Origin of the sequence: Streptomyces sp. NPDC006283, from assembly GCF_040613325.1 — a bacterium.
Taxonomy (GTDB): Bacteria; Actinomycetota; Actinomycetes; order Streptomycetales; family Streptomycetaceae; genus Streptomyces.
On the sequence record NZ_JBEXRZ010000068.1, the window covers coordinates 1 to 15,321 of the forward strand.

A 15,321-nucleotide genomic window follows, 5' to 3' on the forward strand; every position below is an offset into this window, starting at 1 on the left:
GCCATATCCCGTACGGCACAAGGGCATTCGGAGATTTCCATGCGCAGCAGCTCCGGCGGAGGGTCGGCCTCGTACGCATGGGCGCCCCTCCCGGCCGCCAGGCCGGGGGAGCACTCGGGCGACTGGCGACCACACAGCAAGGTGCCGTAGCCGGCCTCGCAAGCCCGAGAAGACCGCCCGGACAGGGCCTAGCCGATGTCGGGGATCCGCCAGTCGATGGGCTCGTGGCCCTGGGCCGCCACGGCCTCGTTGATCCGGGTGAACGGCCGGGAGCCGAAGAACTTCTTCGCGGACAGCGGCGAGGGGTGTGCCCCCTTGACGACCGCGTGCCGCTCCTCGTCGATGAGCGGCAGCTTCTTCTGAGCGTAGTTGCCCCAGAGGACGAAGACCGCCGGGTCGGGCCGGGAGGCCACCGCGCGGATCACCGCGTCGGTGACCTTCTCCCAGCCCTTGCCCTTGTGGGAGTTGGCCTCGCCGGCCCGGACGGTGAGCACCGCGTTGAGCAGGAGGACGCCCTGCCGCGCCCACGGCATCAGATAGCCGTTGTCCGGGACGGGGTGCCCCAGCTCGCTCTGCATCTCCTTGTAGATGTTCCGCAGGGAGGGCGGGGTCTTGACGCCCGGACGCACGGAGAAGCAGAGGCCGTGCCCCTGGCCCTCCCCGTGGTACGGGTCCTGTCCGAGGATCAACACCTTCACCCGGTCGTACGGCGTGGCATCGAGCGCGGCGAAGACTTCCGCGCTCGGCGGGTACACCGGTCCGTTCGCCCGCTCCTTCTCGACGAATTCGGTGAGCTCCTTGAAGTAGGGCTTCTGCAGCTCCTCGCCGAGAACGCCGCGCCAGGACTCGGGCAGCATGTCGGTGTCGGTCACGTCAACAACCTCCGGTGAACGGTCAGTTCCGAGATCTCGGATCCGAGATCTCAGAACCTACCCGGCGGCACTGACAGAGCGCCTACCAGCTGGCCTTGCGGTGCAGCTCCCAGACCTGCATGACGGTCTGCGGGTCGAGGGCGCGCTCACCGCCGGCGATCTCCTCGCTGGCCGCCACGTACAGCTTGCCCTGCCACAGCGGCAGCAGGCGAACATCGTCGACGAGGATCTCTTGGGCCCGCTCGAACTGCTTCGTGACGGCTCCGCGGTCGCTCTCGCGCCGGGACTGCACAAGCTGCTCGGAGATCTCGGGCGCCTCGTACGGAGTGCCGAGGACGTTGTTCGGACCGACGAACGGCGCGATGAAGTTGTCCGGGTCAGGGAAGTCCGGGAACCAGCCTCGGCCGAAGACGGGGTACTGCCCGTTCTGGTAGCCCTTCTGGAACTCCGCCCACGGCTTGCCCTCGAGCGTGATCTTGAACAGGCCGGTCGCCTCGAGCTGCCGCTTGAGCTCGGCGAACTCCGGTTCCGTCGCGGAACCGTACCGGTCGGTGGTGTACCAGAACGTCAGCGCGACCGGCTCGGTGATCCCCGCACCGGTGAGGATCTCCTCCGCCTTGGTCACGTTCGGCTCGCCGAACCGGTCGAAGAACTCGGTCGTGTGCCCGGCGATGCCCTTGGGCACCATCGAGTACAGCGGTTCCGCCGTGCCCTTGTAGACCTTCTCGACGAGCGCCCCGCGGTCGACGATCTGCGCGATCGCGCGGCGCACGGCCAGCTTGCCCGCGTTCGGGTCGGCGGGGTTGAAGACGAGGTAGCGAATGTCGGCACCGACGGTCTCGACGAGCTGGAGGTGGTCGTTCTCGGGCTTCTTCTCCTGAAGCTCGACGACCTGCTCCGCTGTCAGACCACGGTTGATCGCGTCGATCTCGTGCTCCTTCAGCGCCGTCATCATGACGCCGGAGTCGCCGTAGTAGCGGATGGTGACCGCGTCGTTCTTGATCTTCGCGAAGCCCTTGTAGTTGGCGAAGCGGGTGAGCTCGGCCCGGTCGCCCTTCTTGTACGACTCCAGGGCGTACGGGCCGGAGCCGGTCAGCTTGCCGTCCTCGCGGAGCCTGTCGGCCGGGTACTCGGAGGGCGGCACGATCGACATGGCCGGCGTGGCCAGGATGAACGGGAACGTGGCGTCGGACGTCTTGAGACGGAACGTGACGATACGGTCGCCGGTCGTCTCGACCTTGTCGAGCGACCCCAGCAGCCCCTTGGGGCCGCCGGCGACGTCGATGGTTCTGATGCGGTCGATGGAGTGCTTGACCGCGGCGGCGTCCAGCTTGTCACCGTTGGTGAAGGTCAGACCCTCGTGCAGCTCGCACTCGAAGACCTTGTTGCCGGTGTCCGTGAACCGGCAGTCGGCGGCGTCCGGCTGCGGAGCGGTGCTGCCCGTCGGGAAGCTGACCAGGGTCTGGAAGACGTTCCGGTACAGCTCCCACGAGCCGTCCCAGGCAGCGGCCGGGTCGAGAGTGCTCGGCTCGCTCGTCGTGCCGACGGAGATCTTCTGTTCACGGTCGGCGTCCTCGTCCGAGAAAAGACCGCAGCCCGCCAGCAGAGATATGGACGCTAGGGCTGCAGCGGCCTGCAGACAGGTCCGGTAGAACACGTGCACGCTCCTCGTTCAGCCATGGGTCGGCGAACCATACCGCAGCGCCCCGCCGGGTCAACCTGGAGGCCCGGCGGGGCACTTGGATCATTCAGGAACAAACCGCCTCACGACGGTCCGCTGGGCGTCAGTGCACACCCGCATTGAGGAAGATACCGCCGTCGACGACGAGCGTCTGCCCCGTGATCCAGTCCGACTGTGCGGAGGTCAGGAAAGCCGCCGCGCCGCCGATGTCCTCGGGCACTCCGAGCCGTCCCAGCGGGTAGGCCGCCGCCGCCTCGGCCTCACGGCCCTCGTACAGCGCCTCGGCGAACTTCGTCTTGATCACCGCGGGGGCGATGGCGTTGACCCGGACGACCGGCGCGAACTCGTGCGCCAGCTGGAGGGTCAGGTTGACCATGGCCGCCTTGCTCATCCCGTACGCCCCGATGAACGGGGACGCGGAGACGCCGGCGACGGACGCGATGTTCACGATCGCACCGCCGTTCTCCTTCTGCCAGGCCTTCCACGTCTGCTGGGCGAAGCCCAGCGCGGAGATCACGTTGGTCTCGTAGACCTTCCGCGCCACGTTCAGGTCGAGCTCGGCCATGGGGCCGAAGACCGGGTTGGTGCCCGCGTTGTTGATCAGGAAGTCGACGCGACCGAACGCCTCCATGGTGCGTTCGACCGCTGCCGCCTGGTGGGCCTCGTCGGCGGCCTTGCCGGCCACCGCGATGGCACGGTCCGCCCCGAGCCGCTCCACGGCCTCCTTGAGCGCCTCCTCGCCGCGGCCGGTGATGCACACCCGGTCGCCGCGGGCGACGAGCGCCTCGGCGACGCCGTATCCGATGCCCCTGCTGCCGCCGGTGATCAGCGCGACCTTGCCGCTGTCCGGCGCCTGCTCGGCCCCTGCTGCCTGTGCTGCTGCCATGTCCGTCGTACCCCGATTCAGTTGAGCGGGCCGCCGGCCACGTACATGACCTGGCCCGAGACGAAGCCGGCGTCGTCGCCCGCGAAGAAGGCGATCGCATTCGCGACGTCCTCGGGGCGGCCCACGCGCTGGACGGGGATCTGGGTGGCGGCGGCGGCCTGGAAGTCCTCGAAGCCCATGCCGACCCGCTCGGCGGTCTGCGCGGTCATCTCGGTGACGATGAAGCCGGGGGCGACGGCGTTGGCGGTGATGCCGAACTTGCCGAGCTCCTTGGCGAGGGTCTTGGTGAACCCCTGCAGGCCGGCCTTGACCGCCGCGTAGTTGGCCTGGCCGCGGTTGCCGAGCGCCGAGGACGACGAGAGGGAGACGACACGCCCGAAGCCGGCGTCCACCATGTGCTTCTGGCAGGCCTTGGCCATCAGGAACGCGCCCTTGAGGTGCACGTTGATCACGGTGTCCCAGTCGGACTCGCTCATCTTGAAGAGCAGGTTGTCGCGGAGCACACCGGCGTTGTTGACGAGGATCGTCGGCGGGCCGAGCTCGGCCGCCACCCGGGCCACCGCGGCCTCCACCTGTCCGGCGTCCGAGACGTCGCAGCCCACCGCCAGGGCCTTGCCGCCGGCCGCGGTGATCTTCTCCACGGTGTCCTTGCAGGCCGCCTCGTCGAGGTCGAGTACGGCTACGGCGCGGCCCTCGGCCGCGAGCCTGACCGCGGTGGCGGCGCCAATGCCGCGTGCGGCCCCGGTCACGACAGCCACACGCTGCTCGGTGGTGGACATTCTGGTTCTCCTCGCCCTTGAAGCCCGTCAATCCTGTGCCGGCGACTGCTCACGGCTCCTTCGCTGAGCAACCGCTTAGTACCTTCGGCAGACAGGACGCTAGAAGCCCTGGCACTCGGTGTCAACGGCACCGCGGATCAACGGCGCATGTCACACCGATCGCCGGCGGCTCCTCATCGCACCAGCAGGTCGAGCAGCCGCTCCACCTCCGCCTCCGGATCGAGCGTGAGCCCGGTGTGCACCGGCCCCGGCTGCACGACCGTGGAGCGGGGAGCGATGAGCCATCGGAAGCGGCGGCCGGCGTCGTCGCGGGCGGCCTGCCCGGCGTCCTCGCCGCCGAGGCAGACGCCCTCGACGGCATGCAGGGCGGCCCGTACGCCGGTCACGTCCGCCTGCGGGTCGAGCGCCCTCAGCTTGGTCTCGTCCAGATGCGTGCGGGCCGCCACGAAGGACTTCGCGCGGCAGTAGACCACCACGCCCGCATTGAAGCACTCCCCGCGCTCGACCCGCGGAACCACGCGTAGCAGTGCGTACTCGAAAACGTCGCGGTCGCTCACTGGGCGGTGTCCTTCGTGCTCTGCTTCGTCGGGTGCGGCCACGGGGCCAGGTGGTCGGTCAGCCAGCCCGGCGCCTGGGAAGGCCTGGACTTCGTCGGGGCGCCGAGGGTGACGCGCTCGTGGATGGTGGCGGCGCGCGGCAGCAGAGCCTCCACGTACGAACGGCGCAGGGCGTCGGTCGAGTCGAAGCCCGGCTCGTCGACCAGCCACTCGTCGGGGACCTCTGCGGTGATCTCGGTGAGCAGTTCCTCGGTCACCAGCGGCGCGAGTTCGGCGGCGGCAGCGGCGACATCGGGGCCGAAGCGGGCGAGCGCGTGGTCGGAGGCGTCGTACGGCTTGGCGGCGGAGGCGGCGGCACCCGGCCAGTTGTGGTGCCAGATCATGGTGGCTCCGTGGTCGATCAGCCACAGATCCCCGTGCCACACCAGCATGTTGGGATTGCGCCAGGAGCGGTCCACGTTGTTGATCAGCGCGTCGAACCAGACGACTTTGCCCGCCTCCTCCGGGTCGACCTCGTAGGCGAGCGGGTCGAAGCCGAGCGAGCCGGGCAGGAAGTCCATGCCCAGGTTGAGACCACCACTGGCCTTGAGCAGCTCCTGCACCTCCTGGTCGGGCTCGGAGAGACCGATGACGGGGTCGAGCTGGATGGTGACGAGCTCGGGCACCCGCAGCCCCAGCCTTCGCCCGAGCTGTCCGCAGATCACCTCGGCGACCAGGGTCTTGCGGCCCTGCCCGGCGCCGGTGAACTTCATGACGTAGGTGCCGAGATCGTCGGCCTCGACGATGCCGGGGAGCGAGCCGCCTTCACGCAGGGGCGTGACATAGCGGGTCGCGGTGACTTCGGAAAGCATTCCCCCACAGTAACTTGAGCGTGATCACGGTCTGGGCCGATCGGGCGGACGGGAAGGCCGATCGGGCTGATGAGAAATCCGTGAAGACTTGAACGGCGTCGTCCCGGGTCCCGTACAACATCACGAACCGGCCGGTTCGAGGGCCGGACAGTGGAGAGGAAGCATCATGACCGGATCGCAGGGGACCGCGCGGACCGTGGCGCGCCGTACCGTCGTCGCCGCGGTGGGCGGGGCCGGTCTCACCGTCGCGCTGACCGCGTGCGGCGGCTCGGACGACTCGGTGCAGACCGGGTCCGACAAGCCCGCGGGGGACGGCGGCGCGGCCGGGTCCGGAGGTGGCGCGGGCGGCACCGTGCTCGCCAAGACCGCCGACATCCCGGAGGGCGGCGGCAAGGTCGTCGGGGACGTGGTGATCACCCAGCCGGTGGCGGGCGAGTTCAAGGCCTTCTCGTCGAAGTGCACGCACCAGGGCTGCGCGGTCAAGGACATCTCGAACGGCACGATCAACTGCCCTTGCCACAACAGTCAGTTCGACGCGTCCGACGGCAGCGTCAAGGCGGGCCCCGCGACCGCGCCGCTGCCGCCCACCTCGATCACGGTGGAGGGGGACTCGATCAAGCTCGCGTGATGCGGCGGAGGCCCTTCCAGCAGGACAGCACCTCCTCGGTGGTGACGATCGTCGCCACGAGCGACAGGGTGTTGCGGATCATCGCGGGGGTGTACTCGGCGGGTACCCCCGCGATGGCGTCCGCCACGACAACCGCGGTGTAACCGAGGTTCACCGCGTCGAAGACCGCGCAGGGCACGGCGACGTTCGCCGAGACGCCGGTGACGACGAGGGTGCGGCAGCCGAGGTTGCGCAGCAGCGGGTCCACGTCCGTGCCGGCGAGGGGCGAGAGCCCGTGCAGTCGGCGTACGACGATGTCCTCGGGCGCCACCTCGATCGGCGGGGCGACGCGTACCGCCGACGTGCCGGTGTGCTGTTGCACCGGGAGCCGTTCCGCGGCCCTGAACAGCCGCGCGTTGCGGTTGGACCCTCTGCCGTCGGGGCGCCGCTCGGCCACCGCGTGCAGCACCTGTGCGCCGGCGTCGTGGGCCGCGCCGACCAGCCGGGCGATGTTGCGCAGTGCGCCGGACGAGCTCGCCTGCGCGGCGAGTTCCGGCAGGGCACTGTCCTTCCCGACGACGCCCTCCTGGCACTCGACGGTGAGAAGCGCGGTGGTGGACGCCTCGAGCTGTTCCATGAGCTGCTCGAAGGACGGCATGGGACCTCCTGGTTCTCGCGTCCGGGCAGCGCGGGAGCGCGACGGTAGCCGCCATTGCGCGCCGGGGGAAGACACTCCATGCTTACCGGCAGAACTTCTGACGCCTGGTCAGTTCGCCGAGCCGGAGGGCCGCAGATGACCGCCACACAGCGCCGGGGCCGTCGCATCATGATGGCTCCGGGCGAGATCGACGCCTTCTTGACCGAGCAGCGCACCTGCCGCGTCGCCACCGTCTCCCCCGACGGGCGGCCGCACGTGGGCGCCCTGTGGTTCGCCTGGGACGGCGCGTCGCTGTGGCTCTACTCCCTCACCCGCAGCCGCCGCTGGGCGGACCTGCGCCGTGACCCCCGCATCGCGGTGGTGGTGGACGACGGCGAGGAGTACGGGGAGCTGCGGGGCGTCGAGCTGTCGGGCACCGCCGTGTTCGTCGGAGAGTCCCCCCGCACCGGTGAGGTCGTTCCCGAACTGGCCGTCCCGGAAGCGCTGTTCGCCGCGAAGAACTTCGGCCTCGACACCATGCCGCACGACGGCCGGCACGCCTGGCTGCGGCTCACGCCCGACGCGATCGCATCCTGGGACTTCCGCAAGCTGTCAGCCCTCTGACCCCGCGGCCCTGCGCAGCGCGTCGACCGCCGCCCTGATCGACGGCCTGCGGTCGGCGTCGGTGCGCCACACCGCGTACACATGGCGGCGCATCATCTGCCGTACGGGAACGAGCGCGACGCCGTCGGGAACCGGCCCTCGGCCGAGGCGCGGCGCGACGCAGACACCGAGCCCCGCGGCGATCAGTGCCAGCTGGGTGTGGTGCTCGCCGGCCAGGTGCGAGATCCGCGGCTCGATGCCCTTGGAACGCAGGGTGAAGACCAGCCACTCGTGGCAGAACTCGCCCTCCGGCCAGGAGACCCACTCGTCCTCCGCGAACTCCTCGAGGTCGACCTCCGCGCGGCCGGCGAGGGGATGACCGGACGGCATGGCGATGTCGGGGGCGTCGTCGAGCAGCTGCGCCTGCGCCAGTCCGCCGGGCACGGGCAACCGCTTGTTGCTCCAGTCGAGCACCACGGCGAGGTCGAGGTCCCCGCGGACGACGGCGCCGATGCTCTGCTCCGGCTCCAATTCCCGCGACAGCACCCGCAGCTCCGGATGGTCCCGGCGCAGCGAGGACACCGCCGCCGGAAACAGCCCGCGGGCGGCGGTCGGGAACGCCCCGATCCTGACCTCTCCGACCACCTGGCCGCGCCGGGCCTCGATGTCGGACTGCGCGAGCTCGACCTGGGACAGGATGCGCGCGGCATGGTCGGCGAGGAGCCGGCCGGCGTCGGTGAGGCGCACGCCCCGCCCGTTCTTCGCCAGCAGTTGCTGGCCGACCTCCCGCTCCAGCTTCGCCATCTGCTGGGAGACGGCCGAGGTGGTGACATGCAGCCCGTCGGCCGCCGCGCCGACCGATCCGTGGCGGGCGAGGGCGTCCAGCGTACGCAGGCGCTCCAAATTCAACATGTAAGCAATGCTAAGCGATGGGGTCCATAAATTCTCGCTTGTCCTACGAGATGGATCGAGCCATCGTAGGCACCATGACCACCGCAGCCGCCGGGGCGGACAGCCCCCGTTCCCCTGTCCGGACCACGCCCCCAGCCACGTCCCCGACACCCGTCCCCCGGGGCCGGAGGGTCCTCGACTGGCGCATCCGGTTCGCTGCCCTGTCGACGGTCTGGGGCTTCAGCTTCCTTCTCATCAAGGTGGGCACCGAGGCGTACGCCCCCTTCCAGGTCACCTTCGGCCGCCTCCTCTTCGGCACGGCGGTGCTCGTCGTCGCCATGGCCGTCCGCCGCGAACGGCTGCCCCGGGGCCTGCGCACCTGGGGTCATCTGACCGTCGCGGCGTTCTTCCTCAACGCCCTGCCGTTCTCACTCTTCGCCTATGCCGAGCTCACGATCCCCTCGACGCTCGCCGGTATCTGCAACGCCACATCACCCCTGTGGGGCATGGCACTCTCCCTCGTGGCGCTCTCCGAGGACCGGCCGACCCGTCGCCGGGTCGCCGGGCTCGGACTCGGATTCCTGGGGGTGCTCACCGTCCTCGGCGCCTGGCAGGGCTTCTCCGGACTGGACTTCGGCGGCACGGCGATGGCGCTCCTCGCCTCGCTCAGCTACCCGATCGGCTGGATCTACGTGCGCCGTACCCTGGCGGGGACCGGCAGCTCGACCCTGTCGCTGACCGGCGCCCAGCTGGGCCTCGCGACAGTACAACTCGCTGTGGTGACCCCACTGTTCACCACCCTCCCCTCCGCGTTCCCGCTCGTCCCACTGCTCGCCGTGGTCGCTCTCGGGACGCTCGGCACAGGGCTGGCGCTGCTGATCCAGTACGGGCTGGTCGTCGAGGTCGGCCCGACGACGGCGCAGATGGTCACCTACTTCATCCCGGTCATCGCCACGGCGGCGGGCGTCGCGGTCCTCGGCGAGCACCTGGCCTGGAACACTCCGGTGGGGGCACTGATCGTCCTGGCGGGTGCGGCCCTGACCCAGAGCCGGCCGAAGTCCGCGGCACCCGCGCCCGAGAGGCAGCGGACGGTGTCGGCACCGCCCCGGCCCGAGCAGGAACGCCTCGCCGTCGGGCGGACTCAGCCGTAACTGCGGGCCGGCATCGGGCCGACCGCCGAGGCGACTGCTTCGGCGAGCGGCTCGATGTCCGCCTGCCGCAGGCCCGAGACGGTCAACCGCACCCCCGGCGGCGAGGACAACCGGAAGCGCGCTCCCGGAGCGACCGCCCATCCCGCGTGCAGCAGCCGCGTCACTGCCCCGGTCTCGTCCGGGACGCTCACCCATACGTTCATGCCGCTGCGCCCGCGGGCCTGGACTCCTCTTCGTGCCAGCGCGTCGATGAGGGCGTCGCGGCGCCCGCCGTAGGCGCGGGCGACGGCAACGGGGTCGACGGCGTCCGAGGCCCACAGATGGGCGACGGTGTGCTGCAGCAGCCGGCTGACCCAGCCGGGCCCCAGGCCCAGTCGCCCCAGCACACGGTCGACGGTGACGTCGTCTCCGGTGAGGACGGCGACACGCAGGTCCGGTCCGTACGCCTTGGCCGTCGACCGCACGTACGCCCAGTGGTCCGTGACCCCGGCGAGCGGGTGCAGCGGCTGGTCGACGATGGCGTACCCGTGGTCGTCCTCGATCAGCAGGGTGCCGGGGGACCGGGCGAGCACGGTGCGCAGTTCATCCGCGCGGCGGCGGCTGAGGGCCGCGCCGGTCGGGTTCTGCGCGCGGTCCGTGACGACGAGCGCCCGGGCCCCGGCGCTCAGCGCGCGCTCCACCTCCTCCGGCAGCGGGCCGTCGTCGTCGAGCGCGACGGGCAGGACCTTGAGCCCCAGGGCCGACACGAGGTCCAGCAGGCTCCCCCAGCCCGGATCCTCGACGGCGACCGCGTCGCCCGCCCTGAGGTGCGCGGCGAGGACGCGTTCGATGGCGTCCAGGGAACCGGAGGTGGCCGCGAGGGGTCCGGCGGGGATGCCGTCGGTGTCCATGGCGGCTCGCGCCAGGCGCACGAACTCGGCGTCCAGCGGCTCATGGCCATAGAGGCCGGGCTCTTTCGCATGCCGCCGCGCGGCGGCGGTGAGCGCGGCGTCCAACGGCGGCAGCAGCGAGACGTCGGGGTTGCCGTCACCAAGGTCCCGTACGCCGGGGGGCGCGTCGACCCGGATGGATCCGCGCGCCGTACTGGCCGGCCGGGGGCGGATCCGGCTGCCCCTGCGGCCGGCGGTCTCGATCACTCCGCGCTCGCGCAGGGTGCGGTAGGCGGCCGCGACGGTGTTCGGATTGACCCCGAGCTCCGTCGCCAACTCACGCATGGGTGGCAGCAGTTGGCCCGGCTCGAGGTCTCCCGCACCCACGGCGCGCTCGACGCTCGCGGCAATCTCCGATGCACGCCGCCCGACGATCCGATACTCTCCTAGCACAAACAACATTATGCACTAGTGCAATGGAGAACGCAATGTCCGAGTCCGCGGAGGCCTACGAGCCGACAGAGCGCACCATCCCGACCCGCGCCCGTGAGCGCGCTTCGTACGACCGCGAACTGGTGCACTCGATACTCGACACCGCCTACATCTGCCACCTCGGTTTTGTCCGCGACGGCGCGCCGGTCGTCCTCCCGACGCTGTTCGCCCGTGTCGGGGAGCGGCTGTACGTGCACGGGTCGACGGGCTCGCGCCCCCTGCGCATGGCGGGCGGGACGGATCCGGGCCTGCCGGTGTGCGTGACGGTGACCCACGTCGACGGGCTCGTACTGGCACGCTCCGCCTTCCATCACTCGCTCAACTACCGGTCCGTCGTGGTCCACGGCAGCGCCCGGCAGGTCACCGACCCGGCGGAGAAGCGCACGGCGCTCGACGCGCTGGTCGACCACGCGATCCCCGGCCGCTCCGCCGACTCCCGTCCTGCCAACGCCAAGGAACTCGCGGCGACGGCCGTGCTCCGCCTCGACCTGACCGAGGTCTCGGCCAAGACCCGCACAGGCGCCCCGAACGACGACCCGGCGGATCTCACGCTCCCCTACTGGGCGGGCGTCGTCCCGGTCTCGGTCCAGGCCGCCACCCCGATCCCCTCCCCCGACCTGGCCCCGTCCACGCCCCTGCCCGCCTATCTCTGACGCGGGGGACGGCAGGGGGCGGGCGCGGCGGGGCTCCGCCCGCACGACATGCGGGGGGCGGAGCCCGGTTCCACGAAGCGACGGGACCGGTCTCGAGGAGCGACGGGACCGGTCGTGAGAAAGCGACGCGTCAGGGGGACGTCACGCGGGCGCGACCAGCCGTCTCCGCCCCGCCGCCCCCCGCGCCTCCGCCGCCGCGAGCCCCGCCACCGCCGTGAGCAGCAGCAGCGTGCCCGTCACCGTCGCGGGCGTCAGGCGCTCGTCGAGCAGTGTCACCGCGATGACCGCCGCGCTCACCGGCTCCAGCAGCATGATCACCGACACTGTCGCCGCCCGGACGACCGCCGCGCCCGCGAAGTAGAGGGCGTAGGCCAGGGCAGTCGGCACGGCGGCGACGTACGCCATCAGCACGACGACGCGCGCCAGTTCCGCCGTGTGCGGCAGCAGGCCTTCGCCGAGCACCATCGGCAGCAGCCCCACCGACCCGATCGCGAACGCCCACGCCGTCGTCGACAGCGAGTCCCCGCCGCCTCCGTCCCTGCCGAGCCAGCGCGTCAGCAAGGTGATCGCGGCGTATCCGGCGGCGGACAGCACGGCGAGCAGGACCCCCACCGGCCGTACGTCCGCGGCTGTGCCGCCGAGGACGAGCACGCCGAGCCCCGCCAGTGCGCCGAGGACTGCCAGGGTCCCGCCGCGGCCCAGCTGCTCCCCCATCGTCAGTCGTGCGCCGACCGCGATGAGGACGGGGCCCGCGCCCAGCGTCACGACCGTGGCGACGGCGAGGCCCGTCACCTCGACTGCGGCGAAGTAGGCGCTCTGGAAGATCGTGAGGCCGACACCCGTGCCGAGGATACGCACGAGCCGTCGGGGGCGCGGTTCGGCCAGGGGAGCGAGCCCACCGGCACCGGCCGGCGTGGAGCGCCGCCGCGCGCGCAGCCAGAGCACGGGGAGCAGCAACGCCAGCCCGCCCACGCACCGCCAGAACGACAGCGCGAGCGGACCGAGGTCGCTCACCTCGAACGCGAGGGACGCGGCGGCGCCGGCGGTCCCCCAGGCGAACCCGGCAAAGATCAGATAGATGAGGCCCCGCCCGACGGTCGGTCCGGCCAAGACGCCGGCAGACCCTCCGGCGGACGCGCCGGCAGACATGAGGGCGGCAGCAGAAGGTGCAGCGGACGCCGCAGGGCAACAGGAAGAGGAACTCGACACGTGACTTCTCCGCGTGGTGATCAGGTCGGCTGGTCGCTCGGCTCAGTCACGCGGGCAGCACCATCATGCTCGGGACCGACCCGAGCCCGGCCTGTGTCAGGGAGACGGCCGCCCGCGTTACGCGGCGGGCGGCGAAAGTACGGTCGAAAGCATGCTCGCCACCCTACGGCGCTCGCCGACCGGCGGACAACTCACTTGGTTCGGCACCGTCACCGGCCATCGCCGGGACGGCCTCCGGCCCGCCTGCCGCCACCGGCCCGGCCGGCGGCTTCGGCGCCTGCGACTGGGCGATGAACGCGCCGACGAGGACGACCGCGCCACCGATGATCTGCGGCGCCGAAAGGTGCTCGTGCAGGAGCACCCACGCCAGCACGGTCGCGACGACCGCCTCCAGGCAGGCCACCACTCCCGCCACCTGCGGCGACAACCGGCGTACCGAGACGACGCCCGTCACGTACGCGAGCACGGTGGCGATCAGCACGACCCACCCCAGCAGAAGCACCGCCGGCACCTCGGTGCCGCCCATGTCCGCCCCACCGGCCAGCAGCGACCAGTCCATGCCCCAGGGCCGGGAGACCACCGTGAGCACTGCCGCGCCGATGAGGAGCCCGTACGCGATCACGCCGAGCGGGTCGGGCGCGTCCTCGCCGTCGCCGCCGTGGTCGGAGAGGACGAAGTAGCCCACCTGGCAGCAGGCGGCGCCGAGGGCCAGCAGCAGCCCGAGCGCGTCGAAGCTCAGCCCGGCCCAGACCTCGACCACGCACGCGAGGCCGGCGACCGCGAGGACAACGCCCAGCGCGGCCGCCCTTGTCACGGCGCGGCGCTGGACGAAGCGGACCCAGCCGAGCACGAGAGCGGGGGCCAGATACTCGATCAGCAACGCGACGCCGACGGGGATGCGCGAGATCGACGCGAAGTAGCAGGCCTGGACGCCGGCCACTGCCAGCAGCCCGAACCCCGCGAGCAGCGCCGGCCTGCGCCGGAGCAGGCTCCGGTGGCGCCAGGCCACCGGCAGCATGACCAGCGCGGCACCGGCGACGCGCAGCCATACGACGTGCAGCGGGTCGAGCCCCGCCTCGATCAGCGGCTTGGCCGCGACGCCCGATCCACCGAACGCGAACGCCGAGCCCAGGGCGAGTCCCAGGCCGGCGCTCCTTCCCTGAGACGCTTGCATCGGCACATCATGTCAGCGCCGGTCAGGACCGTCACCCCTGTGACACATGTCGAGACAGCTCCGAGATCCGCGCCGCGACCAACGCCGCCTCGACGCCCGCCCTCCGCAGTACCTCGACCGCCCGGGATCCGGGGTCGGTGGCTACGCACGCCAGCACGTCCATGCCCGTGGCCCGGCTGTCGCCGCGCCTCCGCGCCATGGCGAGTGCGCCCGCCATGGCAGCCACGGCCGCGGGCGACCATCCCGGAACGTCGGGCATCGCCCGGCCGGCCGGCACAGAAGGAGAGCGCCCCGGATCGGCGTCGCGGGCCACCGGAAGCGCGCCGGAGTCCTCTACGGAGCCCTGCCACGCGAGTCCGTAACCGATGCTGCGCTGCACGAGGTAGCCGAGGACCCGCGCCACCTGCGCCGGGCGGCCGACCGCGGCCCTGACCTCGGGGTCGTGCTCCATCAGTGAGTGCAGCAGATGGGCCGTGTCGATCTGCCGGTCCCCGTCTCGCAGCACCCGTCTGCGGGCACCGGCGACCACCGAGGCCAACTCCACGGTGAGTGCGGCTTCGATGTCGGCGCGGACAGGGGCGGGCGGCCGCCGGGGCAGCCACGAGGCAGGGCTTTGCACATCTCCCACCTCATCAGGTGTCCGGCGCCGCGGCGTCCTCGCGGGGGAGCATTTGGGCATCCCACCGAAGTTGGGCACGCACGGGCGACTCCTCCTCCCTGCGGATGAGACCGCGGCAGTTCGTCCGCCGACCGCCGCACCGCTCTCGCTCCGCACCGGCCCCTCGCCTGCACGAACCGGACCCGCGACGGAAGCTGATGGTTCGTCAGTATTGAATGTTGTCGCACTCAGAGCTACGGTCCGCGACACCGTAACCCGACCCGAAGGGGTGGTCGCATGGCCGAAGTCAGCGCGGAGGCACGCATCGAGGCACCGGCCGGAAAGGTCTGGGCCCAGTTGACCGACTTCGCCTCCTACGGCCGGTGGAACGCCACCCACACCAGCTTCCCGAAGGGCGGCCCGGATCCCCTGGAGACCGGTGCCACCTTCGCGGAGAACATGAAGCTGATGGGCTTCCCCGCGGAGGTGACCTGGACCGTGGAGGAGCTGGAGGCAGAACGTGTACTCGCCATCAAGGGCAAGGGCCCGATGTCCGTCGTCGTCGGTACCCGATACTCGCTCACCCCGGTCGGCGACGCGACGGACGTGCGCATAGACGGCGAATTCACGGGCGCGGCCGTGTCGCTGATGGCAGGCAAGCTGACGGACTCGGCGACGGCCGCGCTCAACGAGTCTCTCCGCAAGCTCGGCGGCCTGGTCGCCTGAGCGGCCCGTACACACCGCCGCGCCTCACGCCCCTTGACGACCCACCACTCGACCGACGACGAAGGGCCCCGCGATCACGCGGGGC

The 15,321-nt window shown here is 71.3% G+C and carries 17 protein-coding genes; 5 read left to right on the forward strand and 12 right to left on the reverse strand.

Going from position 1 to position 15,321, the window contains the following annotated elements; translation table 11 throughout:
• Window positions 1–188 precede the first annotated feature (188 nt).
• From ABZ070_RS16490 to ABZ070_RS16515, 6 genes are all read right to left on the reverse strand, one after another.
• Window positions 189–872: a uracil-DNA glycosylase gene (locus ABZ070_RS16490; RefSeq protein WP_356634296.1), complete on the reverse strand. Its 684-nt coding sequence runs from the start codon at window positions 870–872 to the stop codon at window positions 189–191.
• 82 nt (window positions 873–954) lie between these two features.
• Window positions 955–2,529, reverse strand: a complete 1,575-nt coding sequence (locus ABZ070_RS16495; RefSeq protein WP_356634298.1) for an ABC transporter substrate-binding protein — start codon at window positions 2,527–2,529, stop codon at window positions 955–957.
• Window positions 2,530–2,656: 127 nt separating this feature from the next.
• On the reverse strand, window positions 2,657–3,439 hold the full coding sequence (locus tag ABZ070_RS16500; RefSeq protein ID WP_356634300.1) for an SDR family oxidoreductase: 783 nt from the start codon (window positions 3,437–3,439) through the stop codon (window positions 2,657–2,659).
• 17 nt (window positions 3,440–3,456) lie between these two features.
• Window positions 3,457–4,218 carry a 3-oxoacyl-ACP reductase FabG gene (gene fabG / locus ABZ070_RS16505; RefSeq protein ID WP_356634302.1) on the reverse strand — a complete coding sequence of 254 codons (762 nt, stop codon included), beginning with the start codon at window positions 4,216–4,218 and terminating at the stop codon, window positions 3,457–3,459.
• 173 nt (window positions 4,219–4,391) lie between these two features.
• Window positions 4,392–4,775 carry a DUF3037 domain-containing protein gene (locus ABZ070_RS16510; RefSeq protein ID WP_356634304.1) on the reverse strand — a complete coding sequence of 128 codons (384 nt, stop codon included), beginning with the start codon at window positions 4,773–4,775 and terminating at the stop codon, window positions 4,392–4,394.
• Window positions 4,772–5,626, reverse strand: coding sequence for a HipA family kinase (locus ABZ070_RS16515; protein WP_356634306.1), 855 nt, complete (start codon window positions 5,624–5,626; stop codon window positions 4,772–4,774). Before ABZ070_RS16515 ends, ABZ070_RS16510 begins: the two co-directional genes overlap by 4 nt.
• Before the next feature lie 166 nt (window positions 5,627–5,792).
• Between ABZ070_RS16515 and ABZ070_RS16520 the strand changes: the two genes are divergently transcribed.
• The gene (locus tag ABZ070_RS16520; protein ID WP_356634308.1) at window positions 5,793–6,254 is read left to right on the forward strand and encodes a Rieske (2Fe-2S) protein; all 462 of its coding nucleotides are present in this window, start codon (window positions 5,793–5,795) and stop codon (window positions 6,252–6,254) included.
• On the opposite strand, the gene ABZ070_RS16525 is transcribed toward ABZ070_RS16520, so the two are convergent.
• Entirely contained in the window at window positions 6,241–6,891 is a 651-nt protein-coding gene (locus ABZ070_RS16525) for a cysteine hydrolase (protein ID WP_356634310.1), read from the reverse strand. The genes ABZ070_RS16520 and ABZ070_RS16525 overlap by 14 nt on opposite strands.
• 135 nt (window positions 6,892–7,026) lie before the next feature.
• Between ABZ070_RS16525 and ABZ070_RS16530 the strand changes: the two genes are divergently transcribed.
• Complete coding sequence (locus tag ABZ070_RS16530; protein WP_356634312.1) at window positions 7,027–7,494, forward strand: pyridoxamine 5'-phosphate oxidase family protein; 468 nt, start codon at window positions 7,027–7,029, stop codon at window positions 7,492–7,494.
• Here the strand turns inward: ABZ070_RS16530 and ABZ070_RS16535 are convergent.
• Window positions 7,483–8,385, reverse strand: a complete 903-nt coding sequence (locus ABZ070_RS16535; RefSeq protein WP_356634314.1) for a LysR family transcriptional regulator — start codon at window positions 8,383–8,385, stop codon at window positions 7,483–7,485. The genes ABZ070_RS16530 and ABZ070_RS16535 overlap by 12 nt on opposite strands.
• 74 nt (window positions 8,386–8,459) lie before the next feature.
• Between ABZ070_RS16535 and ABZ070_RS16540 the strand changes: the two genes are divergently transcribed.
• Window positions 8,460–9,515 carry a DMT family transporter gene (locus ABZ070_RS16540; RefSeq protein ID WP_356634316.1) on the forward strand — a complete coding sequence of 352 codons (1,056 nt, stop codon included), beginning with the start codon at window positions 8,460–8,462 and terminating at the stop codon, window positions 9,513–9,515.
• Here ABZ070_RS16540 and ABZ070_RS16545 read toward each other — a convergent pair.
• Entirely contained in the window at window positions 9,506–10,837 is a 1,332-nt protein-coding gene (locus ABZ070_RS16545; protein WP_356634318.1) for an aminotransferase class I/II-fold pyridoxal phosphate-dependent enzyme, read from the reverse strand. The genes ABZ070_RS16540 and ABZ070_RS16545 overlap by 10 nt on opposite strands.
• Window positions 10,838–10,860: 23 nt before the next feature.
• Between ABZ070_RS16545 and ABZ070_RS16550 the strand changes: the two genes are divergently transcribed.
• On the forward strand, window positions 10,861–11,529 hold the full coding sequence (locus tag ABZ070_RS16550) for a pyridoxamine 5'-phosphate oxidase family protein (RefSeq protein WP_356634320.1): 669 nt from the start codon (window positions 10,861–10,863) through the stop codon (window positions 11,527–11,529).
• 141 nt (window positions 11,530–11,670) lie between these two features.
• Here ABZ070_RS16550 and ABZ070_RS16555 read toward each other — a convergent pair whose 3' ends face one another.
• The 3 genes from ABZ070_RS16555 to ABZ070_RS16565 all read right to left on the reverse strand — a co-directional run bounded on the left by ABZ070_RS16555 (window position 11,671) and on the right by ABZ070_RS16565 (window position 14,510).
• Entirely contained in the window at window positions 11,671–12,678 is a 1,008-nt protein-coding gene (locus ABZ070_RS16555) for an EamA family transporter (protein ID WP_356634322.1), read from the reverse strand.
• Window positions 12,679–12,901: 223 nt separating this feature from the next.
• On the reverse strand, window positions 12,902–13,912 hold the full coding sequence (locus ABZ070_RS16560; protein WP_356634324.1) for an EamA family transporter: 1,011 nt from the start codon (window positions 13,910–13,912) through the stop codon (window positions 12,902–12,904).
• Window positions 13,913–13,943: 31 nt separating this feature from the next.
• On the reverse strand, window positions 13,944–14,510 hold the full coding sequence (locus ABZ070_RS16565; RefSeq protein WP_356634357.1) for a Clp protease N-terminal domain-containing protein: 567 nt from the start codon (window positions 14,508–14,510) through the stop codon (window positions 13,944–13,946).
• 297 nt (window positions 14,511–14,807) lie between these two features.
• Here ABZ070_RS16565 and ABZ070_RS16570 point away from each other — a divergent pair, with 297 nt between their 5' ends.
• The gene (locus ABZ070_RS16570; protein ID WP_356634326.1) at window positions 14,808–15,236 is read left to right on the forward strand and encodes an SRPBCC family protein; all 429 of its coding nucleotides are present in this window, start codon (window positions 14,808–14,810) and stop codon (window positions 15,234–15,236) included.
• The last annotated feature ends 85 nt before the right edge of the window (window positions 15,237–15,321 follow it).